This is a genomic window from Bacillus sp. FSL K6-0073 (genome assembly GCF_038006085.1).
Classification (GTDB): Bacteria; Bacillota; Bacilli; order Bacillales; family Bacillaceae_G; genus Bacillus_A; species Bacillus_A cereus.
In genome coordinates, this window is sequence record NZ_JBBOUN010000001.1 from 983490 (window position 1) to 998441 (window position 14952).

A 14952-nucleotide genomic window follows, 5' to 3' on the forward strand; every position below is an offset into this window, starting at 1 on the left:
CAGCCTCTATGTATCTGAAAATCTTAACCTTGACTAAAGATTATGTAGTATTTCTAAACCTTTTCTTGTTAGAGTAATCCCTGCTCTACCTCTTTTTATTTCCACATACCCTTTCATTTTTAGGAAGTTCAATCGGTGTCTCACTTGTGCTTCAGATAAGTTTATTTCGACTTCTTGGCTCTTTTCAGAAATAATTCTTCTTCCGATTGCTTTTCCTTTTTCTTCATAATTCATGATGAGGGTAAGGATGAAAAGTGATTCTTGATCAAGAGCGTTTGAACTTGAAGAAAAGGGTGTTATACTCTCGGCTTGGTCGCTATTTGTTTTCTTATGTGGAGGCTTTTGGAAATAATGTTGATTAGGTAAATCATTTTTTGTTATTTGGTTTCCGGTACGGACAGCAAGCATATAATCTATCGTATTTTTAAGTTCTCTTACATTTCCGTACCATGGATATCCTTGCAGTTCTTCAATTAGTTCTTGTTCAATTTTGACTTTAGGGTCCGATAGCGCAACAAAATGTTTAGCCAATAATTCAATGTCATTTCGGCGCGCCCTTAATTCGGGAAGGTGTATAAAGAGTACTTTAAGCCGATGGTATAAGTCCTCTCTAAACAAATTTTCTTGAATCATTTTTAGTAAATCTTTATTGGTTGCTGCAATAATCCGGACGTCTATCGGGATAATTTGGCTTCCGCCAACGCGCATGATCTCTTTTTCCTGTAATACTCGAAGGAGTCGTGCTTGAAGTTTCAAGCTAATATCTCCAATCTCATCTAAAAAAATGGTGCCACCATTTGCTTGTTCAAATAGTCCCATTTTCCCGCCCTTTTTTGCTCCGGTAAACGCTCCGTCTTCATAACCAAATAATTCACTCTCGACTAAATCATCCGATAAAGCACTGAAGTTAACAGCAAGAAAAGGGCCACTATTTCGCTGGGAAGCATTATGAATAGCACTTGCAAACAACTCTTTCCCAGTCCCACTTTCACCCTCAATTAATACAGTTAAATCAGTCTTAGCTAACCTTTTGGCAATTTGTTTCGTGTCTTGGATCGTAGAGCTAATCCCAACGATATTATGAAAGTTGTATTTTGCTACATAACCTTTTTTGACAAATTCTTTTCTTAATTTACGTTCAAACCCGATAGTCTTAAGGGCATTTCTAAAAGTAACAATAATCGATTGATCATTTATATGTAGACGTTCCACTATTACATCCAAGCCGTTTACAATAAATATTCCGCTTTCTTGTTGCTTATTTGAAAGGATGAAGTTTACTAAATCAATATTATCAATAATGGCATCAATTGGATGACCAATAGCGTTTTTACTTTTTATTTTCAACATGCTTTCCAAGAATTCATTAAAGACAACAATTCTTCCTTCATAATCAATAGCTAGTATGCCATCACCAACACCATCAATAACTTGATGAAGTTGTCGATGAGCTTTAGCTAAATTCTTTGTTAAATCTACTATTTTTCGATAGTATCTTTCGGAAACGTGGTTACCTGATTCCTCCATTAAATGAAATCGATCTAGAATGGACATGATTGTAGTAATATCTATTAATCTATGACCAATATTAATTACTTTTTCTACAAAATCAGGAATAATTTCAAGTTCGCCAGGTGTAATTGCGAGCTTGATCATTTGTATATTCGTTTTTCCAGGATAGTATGGAAAATATTCAATGTGGTTTAGCCCCAATTGACGCATCGTTTCAATTGATTCGTATACTGTTTCATGATTATCATTCACATATAGAGCTTGTGTTCCTTCTGGTAAAAATAAAAGCTGGTCCACGTTTTCATAATTTAATGTTCGTTTTGCTATTATTACTTCGCAGTTTTCCCCAATAAAGTCTTTCACCGTTTCTATCGTAAATGTATTAGGTAGCACAATTAATGTAGAATGAAATACTTTTGGAATATTTTCTTCTACAGAAAAACTTTCAATATCTATGAGGTCACCTATCATCTCCGTTAGTTGTTGATATAGGGCTTTTCGTGTTTCTTTTAAAACGGTGATCAATACAATGTGGTTGGTTTCAAATTTGTTCATAGAGCACCTCTTTAGTTGAATGTAATTGGTCTAAAGTTGGTTATTAATTGGTTGTTATGTAACCAATTAATAACCAATTATAATACATTTCAACATAGTAAACACCGATAAAACGACAAAATATTTAAAAATATGTAAATAATCACTTTAATTTCAATATTGGCACGATATTTGCTTGTATCAATGGTGTGTAAAGAAATAATGAAATGAGTAGAGTCATAATTTACATATTTAATTCTTTACCACTTGTTAGAAAAGGGAGGTTAAGAGTATACAATTTCAGCAGAGAAAGACAACGAAACCATTTAAATTATGAGGTGAGAGAAAATGAAACCACTAATTGGTGTTACTGGGTATTATATTGATCATAGTGAAATAGGGAAGGAGGGCTTACGAGGGCTACCAGGTCAGGATATGGCTATCTTTTCTTACGACTACATCCGTTCACTTCAACGAGCAGGTGCAACGGTTGTTCTACTTCCAATTGAGGAAGTGGATCAAATTGAGTCCACACTTAATCAATTAGATGGATTGTTATTGGCTGGTGGCGCGGACATCAATCCAATTTATTACGGTGATACTCCAAAATCATATATAGGTACTGTAGAGGAAGAACGAGATAATTTTGAATTAAATCTGGCAAAGCAGGCTTTAGAAAAAGATATTCCTATTCTAGGAATTTGCCGAGGGTTACAGGTGTTAAATGTTGCAGCTGGTGGGTCTCTTTATCAAGACTTAGAGCACGAGATGGGACCAGAATATTTCCATGTTCGAGAACAGTTCCGTAAATGGCAAGGCTCTCATTCCGTAGATCTTCTGGAAGAGGGAAAAATTTATGAGGCTATTGGCCAAAAATCTTTAATGGTTAATTCTTTTCACCATCAAGCAGTGAAAACATTAGGGAAAGATTTTGAGGCGAGCGCATGGTCCTTTGATGGTGTAATAGAGGCTATTGAATCGAAGGCTCATCGTTATGTAGCAGCGGTTCAATGGCATCCAGAAATGATGTCGGAAAGGGATGTCTTGCAGCAACGTTTATTTAACCAATTTGTAAATGAAATTAGTAAAAAGGTAGTTAAATCCTAGCGTTTTATAAATAAAAGAATTGATGGATAGCTTGGTACGTCATGGTAGTGGGGAAACCAGACTGCCGGCTGCTTGTAAAAGTAATAATCATTGGGGGATGAACAAAACCCCCGATGATTAAAGTTTCATTCTATTGCAAAGGGGATTGGTATATGAGTCAAGTATCAGAGAAGGCAGTTTCATTCGAGCCAGAAGGAAAAAAGGAAAGAAAAGAATGGAAAATAAACGTATTTGCAATGTTACTTGTCTTGTTAGTTATTGCGGCTGTGATTACACATATATTGCCGGCCGGAAAATATGAACAGATTGAAAAAAATGGGTATACAACAGTAGATCCAAATTCATTTAAGTGGATTGAATCAACGCCACTTGGATTTTTTGATACGGTAAAATCTATTCCTACAGGGATGGTAGAAGCTGCTAATATTATCTTTTTTATTCTTATTATCGGAGGTTTTTTTGGTGTATTAAAGGCATCCGGTACAGTTGAGGCTCTTGTTTCAACGATGGCAAAAAAACTTGCTAACCGTGAAAAGTTAATGATTCCTATTATCATGCTGTTCTTTGCACTTGGCGGGTCATTAATGGGGATGGCTGAGGAAGCTTTAGTGTATGTACCTCTATTTATTCCGCTAGCTCTTGCGGTTGGATTTGATACGATAACAGGGACTGCGATGGTACTAGTAGGAGCGTCCGTCGGATTTACAACGGCAATTATGAATCCGTTTACAGTTGGGCTGGCACAAGGGATAGCGGGTCTTCCTATGTATTCGGGGATGGGGTTCCGCCTCATTTTATTCGTAGTCATATATGTAATTGCGGTTACATTCGTCTATCGTCATGCTATGAAAGTAAAGAGGGATCCTGCAAGCGGAATTTACGGAAAATTCGATACAAAGAAGCAAGACAGCTTACTAACAGCAAAAGTAGAGTTAACAAAAAGACATAAATGGATATTAACGGCCTTTTTAATCAATTATATTATTCTTGTATTTGGTGTTATTAAGTACGAGTGGTATATAAAAGAAATTGCAGCCTTATTTATTATTTTAACTATAATCATTGCAATTCTTGGCAAGATATCTCTTGATGATACTGTAGAATCTTTCACACAAGGATCGGCATCTTTAATCGGTGGCGCTTTAATCATTGGTGTATCACGCGCTATTTTAGTTGTATTGAATCAAGGGCATATTATAGACCCACTACTTTATCAAGTATCGGAAGAAATGAAACATGTGTCTCCTTTTTTAAGTGTTGTTGGAATGTACAACTTCCAAGTAGCGATTCATTTTATTTTAGCATCAGGTAGTGGCCATGCGATGTTGACAATGCCTATCATGGCGCCACTTGCAGATTTATTGGACATTACACGCCAAACAGCTGTATTATCCTTTTCATTCGCCGATGGTATTGGAAATATTATTTTTCCAACAGGTGGTACGCTAATGGCTGGATTAGCAATTGCAGGAATTTCATGGACAAGGTGGGCAAGGTGGATTCTTCCTTTAATTCTAATTGAATACTCAATCGGTTTACTAGCAGTTATAATTGCTCATCTTATTGGTTATGGTCCATCTTAATAAAGGGTAGATATGCTTTCACTTATAGAAAGTTCAGATTTGAAGAAAATCGCTAAATAATGGTGATAGAAAAGCCCGGTTTAGAAGGGCTTTTTTTCTATGTAAAATTTCATTTGTTTTGTTTACATAATATCTTTACAATCATTTGATAAAATATATGCAACTGCATATTGTGAGGGTGGATGGTTATCCCTTCTTTCTATTCGGAAGGAAAGACCAACTATGAGAAGTCAAGGAGGATTTTTTATATAAATAGGGGGTGTTTCTCTAAAAAAGGGCGTATCAAATAAACCTAAGGATTTTCAAAAAAATGAGAAGTTCATGTTTCTGTTGTGTGTGGTGGAATTTCATAAGGTTTATTGCTTTTAAGAATGGCATAGATAATGTAACACAGCTTTCTAGCTACGGCTCCTATACAAACATAGTAGTGCTTTCCTTGTTTTCGTTTCTTTTCATAAAAGGCTTTTAATACAGGGTCATGTTTATGAGCTGTAATAGCCGCCTGGAATAAGGCTCTACGCAAATGAGAAGAGCCACGTTTGGATATAGACGTACCTGAGGATTCAAATTGCCCAGATTGGGACACAGAGGCATCGATGCCTGCGTATGCGACAAGTTTAGATGGTTTGTCAAAGCGGTGTATATCCCCAATTTCACTTAGTATAGTGGCACCTAAAATCGGTCCAACGCCAGGTATTGTCATGATAGGAGTATCTAAATCAATTAAAAGTTGTGACATTTCTTCTTCACACTCTTTGATTTGATCTTCGATAAAACGAATTTGCTCCATCAACATTTTTAGTTGAAAGGAAAAAGCGTTTTTACAGAAAGTAACACCAAACGAATTAGAGGCTAATTCCATTAGTTTGTTGGCTGTTTTCTTCCCAAGTCGGTTACGACTGGTTTGCTCAATTATTTGTGTTAAATCATCAATAGATATCTGTTCATAGTCACTAGGAGAGGAATATTCAAGTAAGATTTGTGAAGAAGTTTTACCAAAAACATCCGAAAAGATGCTTTGGTACTCTGGGAAAGTCTGATCTAATACGACAAGAGCTTTTCTTTTTAAATCACTCATATTACTTACAAGCGCATTACGAAAGCGGCTCATTTGTTTTAGAGCGAACATTTTCTCGTCCACAAGTGGAGTTTCAACAAAACGGCCGAATCGAATGATATCGGCAATCATAGTGGCATCAATGGCGTCTGTTTTCCGCTTTCTAATTTCTGTTCCTTTTCGCCAGGCATTGGTTTGAATTGGATTTAATACAACGACTGAGAAGCCATGATCCAGTAGAAAAGAATAAATGGCTAACCAATAATGTCCTGTTGCCTCCATTCCAATCATTATTTCTGTAGGAGACTCAATGTATCGGTACATCCAATTTAATAGTGCTTGTCCACCTTCTTTGTGATTCTGAAAGGGAAATGGCTTAGTAATAGGTTTTCCAGTTTGATCGATAATGGACGCATAATGTTTATGTTTAGCGATATCAATACCTAAATAGAACATAGCTTACACCCCTATTTTAATCAGTGTTAGATAGTGTTGTCCTCCTCTGAACTAATAAGCGCTACTACCTCGTAAGAGATACGAAGAATGACCAATGGTCATCAACATCCAACTCATTCGTAAACTACTTATTAGACAGAGGTACCATTCTTTCAACCGAATACAAAGATTCAAGGAGGTGGTCGGCAACACTCTATCTACAAATTTAAGTATCTCATAAAAATAGATACTCTTGGGTTTATAGGTACATCCCGTCCCTAAAAAACCTAACTTAATCATACGAGGAGGTGATAATATGGAGTTTTTGATTGATCTTGTAAAAGAGTTTCTGAAAGCGACTGTGCGCGAAGTTTCAGCGTATTTTTTGCGGAAGCAACTTCTGGATAAGGACAACAAAAAACCCACTCCGCGCCGTCACAAGCAAAAGGGTGGGTTCCGCAAAAAGAAATAGCTTATAATAACCACCACCCTAAGCGGTAGCAGTTAGGGAAGAGATGTGAGCGCATCTCTTCCTTTTATTATATGTCATTTTATTTGATGTCATACTTATATAGTATTCTACGGAAAATATATCATATTCCTATTTTTTGGTCAATTTGATCCCGCTTTAACGGGCAGTAAGACCCCCACCTCAAAATTCAGTGGAAGCAAAGAAGTTAGGTGGGGGATCAACTGTCCGTAAAAGTCCGATTGGTTCAACTAATAATCAGTGGGGGATGAACAAAACCCCCTACTGATTAAAGTTTCACTTTATTGCATGATTGAAAAGGTGTAGTCTTATTCCTCTTCAAACTGAAAAATATCCCGATTAATAAGTTGGTGGAGATACTTATCCATTTCAGCCGCAGAAACTTTCCTTTCATTTTTAAACCACCATGCGCTTAATGAGGTGATTGCCCCTGAATAAAATTCAATGATTAGATCATTTGGCATCGTATGATTTTTGCGTAGTTGATGTAACGCTTCTATTTCTTGTTTTCTCGTTTCGTGACTTAAATACTGTGTCCGGTTAATAAATTGTTCATCAGACATTTGTGTTTCTAATATTTTACCGATTTCTTCATGATGTAGAAATTGTTCCATTACTTGAAATGGTTTACTTAATCGATCTGAAACCGGTATTTCAGCAATCATCTTGCTGTATCGTTTAAATCCAAATGCTAATAAAGCATCTTTGTCTTCAAAGTGTTTATAAAAGGTCGTTCGGTGTACCATTGCGCGGTCACATATTTGGTTAATCGTGATCGTACTATATTTCTGTTTTGATTGCGTCATTAATTCAAATAAGGAATCCCATAGTAATTTATGTGTACGTCTAATACGTAAATCAAGTTGTTTTTCATTATCATTCATCTACAATTCTCCTTTTTTGTAGATTAAATATACAATGGCTGAAAATTGATTCTCCCTTTTTAATCTACATATGTATATTATATTACATGTGTCTAGGTATATTTAAAGTTTTTTAAGTAAGAAACAGGAGGAGAATTTGCAAATGAATATGACAACTAAGAGCCCTGCAAGTGGCAAAGTTGATACTTCTAATATGAAACATACCCCCATTTTAATTGCATTACTTCTAGGGGCAATGGTTGCGTTATTAAACGAAACGTTACTTGGTAATGCGTTAACAGTATTAATGAAAGAATTCGATGTAACAGCTTCAACGATTCAATGGCTTTCTACAGCTTACATGTTAGTAGTTGGTGTTTTAGTCCCGATTACAGCGTTACTTCAGCAATGGCTCACAACGAGACAAATGTTTTTGATCGCTATGGTAACATTTTTAGTCGGTACATTAATTGCAGGATTCGCACCGACATTTTCCGTTTTATTAGTTGGCCGTATCGTCCAAGCAGTAGCGACGGGGTTAATTTCACCGTTATTAATGAATACGATTTTAATCATTTGTCCACCTGAAAAACGTGGTGCCACAATGGGGTTAATCGCACTTGTAATGATGGCAGCTCCAGCAATTGGGCCTACATTATCTGGAGTGATTGTGGATTCATTAAATTGGCGCTGGTTATTCTATATTGTTATTCCTATAGTGATTATTTCCATTATGATTGGAATGAAGTACATTCAAAATGTTTCAGAGTTAACAAGGCCAAAAGTAGATTATCCATCTATCCTTTTATCGACATTAGGATTTGGCGGACTTGTGTATAGCTTTAGTGCATCAGGTGACTTAGGGTGGTCCGATGCAAAAGTGTATGGCACTTTACTTGTTGGGCTTATCTCATTATGTATTTTTGTCGTCCGACAATTAAAAATTGAGAATCCAATTTTAGAATTACGCGCATTTAAAGTTCCGATGTTTACATTATCAGTTGGATTAATTGTCATTGTGATGATGTCGTTATTTTCAACGATGACGTTATTACCGATGTTCCTGCAAACAGTTTTACTTGTCACAGCCTTTAAATCAGGAATCATCATGCTTCCGGGAAGTGTTATTAGCGCTATAATGGGGCCGATTGCAGGTAAACTATTTGATAAATTTAGCCCGAAAGTTATTATCGTTCCCGGCATTGTGTTAGTGGGGATTGCAATGTTCTTATTTAAAGGTATTACTCCTGACACATCAATGGTACAAATTATTGTTATGCATAGCGTATTAATGGTTGGACTCATGTTTGTTATGACAGCACAAACATACGGTTTAAATCAATTAACATCAGATTTATATCCGCACGGAACAGCACTGTTTAGCACACTGCAACAAGTAGCTGGCGCAATTGGTACGGCTATCTTTATTTCGAAAATGTCTTCAGGAACAGCTAGCTATATGGAAAGCTCCGCAAATCCAATGGACCCAGTAGAGAAGTTAAATGGTTTAACGTCTGGATTCCAAGGTGCATTTGCACTAGGGTTAGTCTTTATCATTGTTGCTTTTATCGTATCGTTGTTTTTAAAAGAAGAGAAAGAGGGAGTAAAGGCAGCGAGGGTTTTACAGAACGAGAATTAAGATTTAAATAAAAAAGACATCTTTAAGAGGTAAAGATGTCTTTTTATATTTCTTTCGTAATACTTGTTTTTGATGTCTTAATACATAAGAATTGGTATGTAAAATATTTGTATTTTTTGAACATGAATAATTATTGAGAATAACGATGCAAAGCTGTGCTAATAACTAAAAGTCCAATAATGAGAGAAAGTGTTCTTATAATAAGTTCTGCCACTAATAGTTCACCAAATGATTTAGTGACATCGTATATAGATCCTGTTATGAGAATAGGTGCAATCATAATTATAATTCCAATTATTATTTGAAGAAGTAGATTGATGTTTTTATTCAAGACAATCACCTCCAAAAAAATAGGGAATGAGAATATGGTTTTTTTTGTATTATAAAATGATTATATCGTATTACATTAAACGATGAGAATATTTTTAAATAGTAGAAATTAGAGACTCTTCAATAAAAAGGAATTAAATATGGTATTCTTTAGTTAAGATATGTAAACGAAGACGGGGGAAATGAAGATGGATAAGAAGTTAAAGTATTGGCTAGCATCTATTATAGGGGGAGTAGTACTTGCAACTGGTATGACTTATGGAATATTACAGTTTGCTGAAGTCCCGCTTAAGGGGGAGGACCATGTTTTTGCAGAGGTTAATAAAGAAGACATACTATCGAATGAAGCAGAAGTGAAAGGTTCAAATGCACAACTTCACATTACAGTAACTTCTACTGAAGAAGAAGTTATTTCAGCTATGCATAGCATGACTCATCAAAAAGTAAAAGCGTGTGAAGGAAAGGGAGCAACCCCTATGTCCAAAAAGAATGCAGAGAAAGTAAGAAACATTCTAAACGGAAACAATTTCAAGAACAAAGAAGAGCTATTAGCAATTACTGAAAGATGGGCAAATAGAGATTTTAGTAAAATTGTAGAAGAACATAACTATTTTATTAAACTTCAAGGTGGCGTGATAGGTGAAGTTACAGTGATGGATAAGGTAGACGAGCAAGTATTCTGTCTCAATACTTTCGGTGATGATGTAACGGCCGCATTAATTAAATCAGGAGATCTTCAAGCGCTGTAAGGTGTTTTTTCTCTGATATAAAGAAAGCCTCAAGTATTCATATACTTGAGGCTTTTCCAATGGAAAGATAGGAATGGTCCGAATTCTTTACATTAAGAACAAAGTGGAATTACTCCTAAACCAATTAATAAAGCTGCAGCAACTGCTGGAATTGGTACAGGAATTTGAATACCTTCTACAAATAAGAAATATTGACCACTTACTATTTTAAAACAAACTAATTGCATGGCTATTCCTCCCTTCTTTTAGGGTTAATACATTATATTAATTTATCTATCTATTGATATAGTTAAATTATTTATTTTTAAAAATATAGTTAATATGTGAATAGTTTTCGAAAGGACCTGCTCAATCAATACGGAAAAACATAAGATGAAACGAATCCATTAAAATACATGAGTGAACCTTAGTTTTCCCCTCTTATCTAAAGGAGGAACTATTATGGGTTACGGTGGTAGTTGTGGCGGTTGTGGCTTTTCTGGAGGCTTTGCTTTATTAGTTGTGTTATTCATTTTATTAATCATCGTTGGAGCTTCTTGCTTCTGCTAAAAACTATTGGAAAAGACACTCATATAGAGTGTCTTTTCTTTCGTGCAAAATGATTCCTGACAATAGCCAACTGTATAAAGTATACGGTATACTTTTGCCTCATTAGACATATAAAAATGTTGGAGGGATGTTATGAAACTAGTAGGGAAGCACATTTATATTCGGCTTTACAAAACTGCTGATGCCAACGAGTTAGCTAACTTACATATTAGAAATCGCGAATTTTTTCAACGAGTTTGTCCATTTCTCCCAGAAGTTTTTTATACAGAAGAACATCAAAAAATACGTCTTGAACAAGCTCTAAAAAAGACAGCTGAAGGGCAAGTATACCCTTTTGGAATCTTTTTAAGAGAAAATGATAAGCTTATCGGAGACATTTCATTAACTCAAATTGTTAGGGGAGACCTCCAAAGCTGTTATACGGGATTCACTTTAGATAAGGAGCATAATGCAAAGGGCTATACAACAGAGGCTCTTCAACTTGCTGTAGATTTTGCTTTTAGGGAATTAAAGCTACATAGAATTGAAGCAGGAGCGATGCTTGATAATATAGCATCTATTCGTGTATTAGAAAAAGTGGGGTTTAAAAAAGAAGGTATAGCGAAAGAAAATATAAGGATTAATGGCAAATGGACAGACCATCAAATATTAGCTATTATCAATAGTTTGGATGTGTAAGTTTATTTTGATTCCAATAAAGATAATCATGTAACTCTTCAAACTCTACCAACAGTTTTATAGAGACCTGTACAATTTTCGGATCAGAAACTAACCTTACAAGTCTTGAAATTCCACCTAACTCTACAATTACTCTATTTGAAAATTTTACAACTAACCACACTAAGACTCTTATTCGTTTTAGTTTTAGCTTTAGCTTTGTATTTGCTGCGTTCGTCACATTGACTAGTAGAACATTTAAATCCACAACTCCACAAACAATTAGATTAACACCAGGGAGATACAAGGACTTTCTTATTTGAGGATGTTAAATGCCACTTCAGTTAACGCCTCATCAAGGCCATTATTTATCCAACAAACAACATATATTTGTTGTGATAAATCAAATTCATATTACTGTGAGAATAGTGACTATGGTTAGTATTAGTTATTAAAGAGAGCTTTGGCTCTTTTTTTATTTTCTTTCGACATAATATGACAATATATGAATTAATAGTTTGGTATTATTATCTAGAAATCTTACATTTATCTACAAATTATTATTGTATTTTCAGGTTTTTAAATGTAAAATATTTCAATGTAAATACATACCATTTAGGGGGATAAAGAAATTTATGAAAAAATTATTAGCTTCAGCAACAGCGGTAACACTATTAACAGTGGGGTACAGTTCTTCTGCATTTGCAGCTAAGAGTCCTAATGATACAAAAAACTGTGGTCATTTTAAAAGTCAACAAGATGCTCAAGCATTCTGGGATCAAAATGGATATGGTGTTGGAAATGATCCACACCGTTTAGATAATGATAAAGACGGCATTCCATGTGAAGATTATAAATATCCAAAGAGCACAAATACTACAACAGAAAATAAAGAAACTACTAAACCTCAAGAACAACCTAAACAAGAAAATACTAAACAGGAAAACACTAAACAAGAACCTGTTAAACAAGAAAACACTAAGCAAGAGAATTCAAAACAAAATAACCAAACAACAAATAATAAACAAGAACAAACTAAGCCTCAAACAACTGCAAAAGAAACAAAGAAAAATACTAATACAGTTGTGAAAAAAGAAACGAAAAAACAAGGTGAAAAATTACCTAATACAGCATCAAACGGTGTTACAATGATGTTAGCAAGCTTAGGATTAGCATTAGCTGGTTCTGTATTAATGTTCCGTCGTAAAAAGACAAACGCATAAAATAGTTCCTTAAAACGGCAGGAGAAATCCTGTCGTTTTCAAATGGAGTGATAAAAGTGAATAAAAAACAATGGATAGGCTTATGTTTAACTGTTATTGGACTTACTATCTTTTCCTATTATTTTCTAGAATGGTATAGTGCTAGACAATCAGCAGAGTCGTTAACAACTAACGAGGCTAAACAATATGAGACCTCCACACCTTCTAAAGAAAATGAAACGCAAAACATCAATCAAACAGAGACAGAGACAAAGATTGACACTTCATTACAACCTGAAGAACCTGTACAAATTCCCGCTTCAAAGGTAAACCATCAGTTAGGAGATAAAGTAGCATATTTAATTATCCCTAAAATACAAAAGAAATACTCTATATTTTGGGGAGCTGATGATAAAGTACTAAAAAAGGGTGTAGGTATGTTTGTTAGTGACTTAACTACTACACCATCTGGAAATGGTCATACAGTTTTAAGTGGACATAGAGATACTGTTTTTACCGAGCTTGGTGAATTAAAGGAAAATGACCAACTTATCGTGGAATATGAAAATAAAACATATACATATGAAATTAACAAGCATTGGATAACAGATTCAGAAGATCGAACAGTTATTGTAGAAAAAAGTGAGCCAACTTTAACATTAACAACTTGTTATCCTTTTGACTATATAGGAGACGCTCCAGATCGGTACATAATTGAAGCATCTCTACTTTCCATTCATTGAGGATGGAAAGTCCAATACACATTAATTTTAATAATATGTATTGGACTCCCATTCAAGTATCATTTTTCTTAATGAATATTTGGTATATTTTAGGGTGTTTTTTACTATTTTTATGTTAAGATATTTTGGTTGATATTCATCTTATTTTAGGAGGTTGGAAAATCTGTTACATGCTTTTCATATGGATTTTAGTTTCTATACCGAAAGTATAAAAGTTTTAGGGTTATTAGGGAATTCTACTCGCTTATCAATTGTTTGTAAATTGATTACATATGGATCGTTGTCAGTTTCTGATTTAAGTAAGCAAACAAGAATTACAGAGGATTTGATTGTACAACATTTGCGTAAATTAGCCTTTGGAAATATTGTAATTAGTGAACGTATAGGGAAAAGGCTTTATTTCAAAATAAAAGATAATAAAACAATTGAGATTATTAAGGTATTAGGATTACTAAGTTAATTTTCATTACTTTCAATATAAATGATTTTGCTATAACTCAATTGTGCAAAATCACATTTAGCCTGCCTACGGAAATAGGGAGGTTTTTAATATACAAAAAGGCGCCCATATAAGGGTGCCTTTTCCAATAGTTTTTAGCAGAAACAACTGCATCCGATAATGATTAATAAAATAAACAATACAACTAATAAAGCGAATCCTCCAGCGAAACCGCAGCCTTCGCCGCAACTACCACCATATCCCATAACAATAGTGCCTCCTTTAGATTAGAGGGTAAAACTAGGGTTCATTCCATGGATTTTAATGGGTTCACTTTACCTTATGTTTTTAAGAATTAATTGAGCAGGTCCTTTTGAAAATAAGGGAAAGATGATCTAAGGCGCTTCACCTGAAGAGGGATACGGCCAGCATTTTGGAAAAAAACACGCTAAGAGCATGCAGGATTTTATACAGTTTTTCGGCTAATTCAGTGAAAAACGGAAACTCTGCAACCCACGCCAGGATAGGAATGTATAAAAAAATGAATAGCATTATAGGGGTACGGAAACGATTATGGGTTTCAAGGGCCACTCTGAAATTAAATACCACGCTTCGATTTTGATAAGTGTATTTGAGAAACTCGAAATCCTTTAAAATCAATAACTTGTAAGCTTCTCAATAGAGTACACTCTATTGAGAAGGTAAATATGCAATTATGCATATTTATATTTTTTTATTTTAATAGTAATTAAACCTAATATATAATTAAAAAGTTTTTTACGAATTGATAAGGAGATGCGAGTATGAAGAAAACCATAGGACTTATATTATCATTATTTTAATTACTTTCTACCTATGCACCAATGTTTACAGAGGAAGTCGAAGTTTTAAATCAAATAGGCCGCGTCAAAGAGAAAGGAGATTAGTATTATTATGGATCTCGTCAACATAATGCGAATTTTAGACTAAGGGATTTTCAAATTAAAAAACTTGGTTTTACTGTTTATTAAGAAGGTTCCATAAACGGGCTACTACATTTAAAAAATGAAACATCTTATGAACT

General features: G+C 34.7%; 17 protein-coding genes. 10 read left to right on the forward strand and 7 right to left on the reverse strand.

The window, feature by feature from the left end:
• Positions 1 to 33: 33 nt before the first annotated feature.
• Positions 34 to 2067 (reverse strand): sigma 54-interacting transcriptional regulator, encoded by a 2034-nt coding sequence (locus MHB52_RS05095; RefSeq protein WP_061664119.1) that lies wholly within the window; start codon positions 2065 to 2067, stop codon positions 34 to 36.
• A gap of 327 nt (positions 2068 to 2394) precedes the next feature.
• On the opposite strand from MHB52_RS05095, the gene MHB52_RS05100 reads away from it, so the two are divergent.
• Together MHB52_RS05100 and MHB52_RS05105 are read left to right on the forward strand one after the other, a co-directional pair.
• Positions 2395 to 3153 carry a gamma-glutamyl-gamma-aminobutyrate hydrolase family protein gene (locus MHB52_RS05100; RefSeq protein WP_000803237.1) on the forward strand — a complete coding sequence of 253 codons (759 nt, stop codon included), beginning with the start codon at positions 2395 to 2397 and terminating at the stop codon, positions 3151 to 3153.
• 152 nt (positions 3154 to 3305) lie between these two features.
• Positions 3306 to 4736 (forward strand): YfcC family protein, encoded by a 1431-nt coding sequence (locus MHB52_RS05105; RefSeq protein ID WP_016117322.1) that lies wholly within the window; start codon positions 3306 to 3308, stop codon positions 4734 to 4736.
• 319 nt (positions 4737 to 5055) lie between these two features.
• Here the strand turns inward: MHB52_RS05105 and MHB52_RS05110 are convergent, their stop codons facing one another.
• Complete coding sequence (locus tag MHB52_RS05110) at positions 5056 to 6249, reverse strand: IS110-like element ISBth13 family transposase (protein ID WP_061663050.1); 1194 nt, start codon at positions 6247 to 6249, stop codon at positions 5056 to 5058.
• A 295-nt stretch (positions 6250 to 6544) separates the two neighbouring features.
• Between MHB52_RS05110 and MHB52_RS05115 the strand changes: the two genes are divergently transcribed.
• Positions 6545 to 6700, forward strand: a complete 156-nt coding sequence (locus MHB52_RS05115) for a hypothetical protein (RefSeq protein ID WP_002169017.1) — start codon at positions 6545 to 6547, stop codon at positions 6698 to 6700.
• 326 nt (positions 6701 to 7026) lie between these two features.
• On the opposite strand, the gene MHB52_RS05120 is transcribed toward MHB52_RS05115, so the two are convergent.
• Entirely contained in the window at positions 7027 to 7602 is a 576-nt protein-coding gene (locus MHB52_RS05120) for a TetR/AcrR family transcriptional regulator (RefSeq protein WP_001970441.1), read from the reverse strand.
• A gap of 142 nt (positions 7603 to 7744) precedes the next feature.
• Between MHB52_RS05120 and MHB52_RS05125 the strand changes: the two genes are divergently transcribed.
• The gene (locus tag MHB52_RS05125; protein WP_061663051.1) at positions 7745 to 9220 is read left to right on the forward strand and encodes an MDR family MFS transporter; all 1476 of its coding nucleotides are present in this window, start codon (positions 7745 to 7747) and stop codon (positions 9218 to 9220) included.
• A gap of 130 nt (positions 9221 to 9350) precedes the next feature.
• Here MHB52_RS05125 and MHB52_RS05130 read toward each other — a convergent pair whose 3' ends face one another.
• On the reverse strand, positions 9351 to 9551 hold the full coding sequence (locus MHB52_RS05130) for a hypothetical protein (RefSeq protein WP_001038824.1): 201 nt from the start codon (positions 9549 to 9551) through the stop codon (positions 9351 to 9353).
• Between the two features lie 187 nt (positions 9552 to 9738).
• Here MHB52_RS05130 and MHB52_RS05135 point away from each other — a divergent pair, with 187 nt between their 5' ends.
• Positions 9739 to 10299 (forward strand): PRK06770 family protein, encoded by a 561-nt coding sequence (locus MHB52_RS05135; RefSeq protein WP_061663052.1) that lies wholly within the window; start codon positions 9739 to 9741, stop codon positions 10297 to 10299.
• Between the two features lie 92 nt (positions 10300 to 10391).
• Here MHB52_RS05135 and MHB52_RS05140 read toward each other — a convergent pair whose 3' ends face one another.
• Positions 10392 to 10526: a hypothetical protein gene (locus MHB52_RS05140; protein WP_001177693.1), complete on the reverse strand. Its 135-nt coding sequence runs from the start codon at positions 10524 to 10526 to the stop codon at positions 10392 to 10394.
• Between the two features lie 214 nt (positions 10527 to 10740).
• Here MHB52_RS05140 and MHB52_RS05145 point away from each other — a divergent pair, with 214 nt between their 5' ends.
• Both MHB52_RS05145 and MHB52_RS05150 read left to right on the forward strand, forming a co-directional pair.
• Positions 10741 to 10848: a YjcZ family sporulation protein gene (locus MHB52_RS05145; protein WP_000540375.1), complete on the forward strand. Its 108-nt coding sequence runs from the start codon at positions 10741 to 10743 to the stop codon at positions 10846 to 10848.
• A gap of 132 nt (positions 10849 to 10980) precedes the next feature.
• Positions 10981 to 11526 carry a GNAT family N-acetyltransferase gene (locus tag MHB52_RS05150; RefSeq protein WP_061663053.1) on the forward strand — a complete coding sequence of 182 codons (546 nt, stop codon included), beginning with the start codon at positions 10981 to 10983 and terminating at the stop codon, positions 11524 to 11526.
• Here MHB52_RS05150 and MHB52_RS05155 read toward each other — a convergent pair.
• The gene (locus MHB52_RS05155) at positions 11507 to 11773 is read right to left on the reverse strand and encodes a hypothetical protein (RefSeq protein WP_172796992.1); all 267 of its coding nucleotides are present in this window, start codon (positions 11771 to 11773) and stop codon (positions 11507 to 11509) included. The genes MHB52_RS05150 and MHB52_RS05155 overlap by 20 nt on opposite strands.
• Positions 11774 to 12140: 367 nt before the next feature.
• On the opposite strand from MHB52_RS05155, the gene MHB52_RS05160 reads away from it, so the two are divergent.
• From MHB52_RS05160 to MHB52_RS05170, 3 genes are all read left to right on the forward strand, one after another.
• Positions 12141 to 12728 (forward strand): excalibur calcium-binding domain-containing protein, encoded by a 588-nt coding sequence (locus MHB52_RS05160; protein ID WP_000734536.1) that lies wholly within the window; start codon positions 12141 to 12143, stop codon positions 12726 to 12728.
• A gap of 56 nt (positions 12729 to 12784) precedes the next feature.
• Positions 12785 to 13450, forward strand: a complete 666-nt coding sequence (locus MHB52_RS05165) for a class D sortase (RefSeq protein WP_044796086.1) — start codon at positions 12785 to 12787, stop codon at positions 13448 to 13450.
• A 181-nt stretch (positions 13451 to 13631) separates the two neighbouring features.
• Entirely contained in the window at positions 13632 to 13910 is a 279-nt protein-coding gene (locus MHB52_RS05170; RefSeq protein ID WP_000347623.1) for an ArsR/SmtB family transcription factor, read from the forward strand.
• A gap of 134 nt (positions 13911 to 14044) precedes the next feature.
• Here the strand turns inward: MHB52_RS05170 and MHB52_RS05175 are convergent, their stop codons facing one another.
• Positions 14045 to 14155, reverse strand: coding sequence for a YjcZ family sporulation protein (locus tag MHB52_RS05175; protein ID WP_000540371.1), 111 nt, complete (start codon positions 14153 to 14155; stop codon positions 14045 to 14047).
• Positions 14156 to 14952: the final 797 nt, after the last annotated feature.

What these genes read in the sequence shown, in the direction of transcription:
- MHB52_RS05095 (WP_061664119.1), bottom strand. Translation starts at nt 2,067, where the DNA reads ATGAACAAATTTGAAACCAACCACATTGTATTGATCACCGTTTTAAAA.
- MHB52_RS05100 (WP_000803237.1), top strand. Translation starts at nt 2,395, where the DNA reads ATGAAACCACTAATTGGTGTTACTGGGTATTATATTGATCATAGTGAA.
- MHB52_RS05105 (WP_016117322.1), top strand. Translation starts at nt 3,306, where the DNA reads ATGAGTCAAGTATCAGAGAAGGCAGTTTCATTCGAGCCAGAAGGAAAA.
- MHB52_RS05110 (WP_061663050.1), bottom strand. Translation starts at nt 6,249, where the DNA reads ATGTTCTATTTAGGTATTGATATCGCTAAACATAAACATTATGCGTCC.
- MHB52_RS05115 (WP_002169017.1), top strand. Translation starts at nt 6,545, where the DNA reads ATGGAGTTTTTGATTGATCTTGTAAAAGAGTTTCTGAAAGCGACTGTG.
- MHB52_RS05120 (WP_001970441.1), bottom strand. Translation starts at nt 7,602, where the DNA reads ATGAATGATAATGAAAAACAACTTGATTTACGTATTAGACGTACACAT.
- MHB52_RS05125 (WP_061663051.1), top strand. Translation starts at nt 7,745, where the DNA reads ATGAATATGACAACTAAGAGCCCTGCAAGTGGCAAAGTTGATACTTCT.
- MHB52_RS05135 (WP_061663052.1), top strand. Translation starts at nt 9,739, where the DNA reads ATGGATAAGAAGTTAAAGTATTGGCTAGCATCTATTATAGGGGGAGTA.
- MHB52_RS05140 (WP_001177693.1), bottom strand. Translation starts at nt 10,526, where the DNA reads ATGCAATTAGTTTGTTTTAAAATAGTAAGTGGTCAATATTTCTTATTT.
- MHB52_RS05145 (WP_000540375.1), top strand. Translation starts at nt 10,741, where the DNA reads ATGGGTTACGGTGGTAGTTGTGGCGGTTGTGGCTTTTCTGGAGGCTTT.
- MHB52_RS05150 (WP_061663053.1), top strand. Translation starts at nt 10,981, where the DNA reads ATGAAACTAGTAGGGAAGCACATTTATATTCGGCTTTACAAAACTGCT.
- MHB52_RS05160 (WP_000734536.1), top strand. Translation starts at nt 12,141, where the DNA reads ATGAAAAAATTATTAGCTTCAGCAACAGCGGTAACACTATTAACAGTG.
- MHB52_RS05170 (WP_000347623.1), top strand. Translation starts at nt 13,632, where the DNA reads ATGGATTTTAGTTTCTATACCGAAAGTATAAAAGTTTTAGGGTTATTA.
- MHB52_RS05175 (WP_000540371.1), bottom strand. Translation starts at nt 14,155, where the DNA reads ATGGGATATGGTGGTAGTTGCGGCGAAGGCTGCGGTTTCGCTGGAGGA.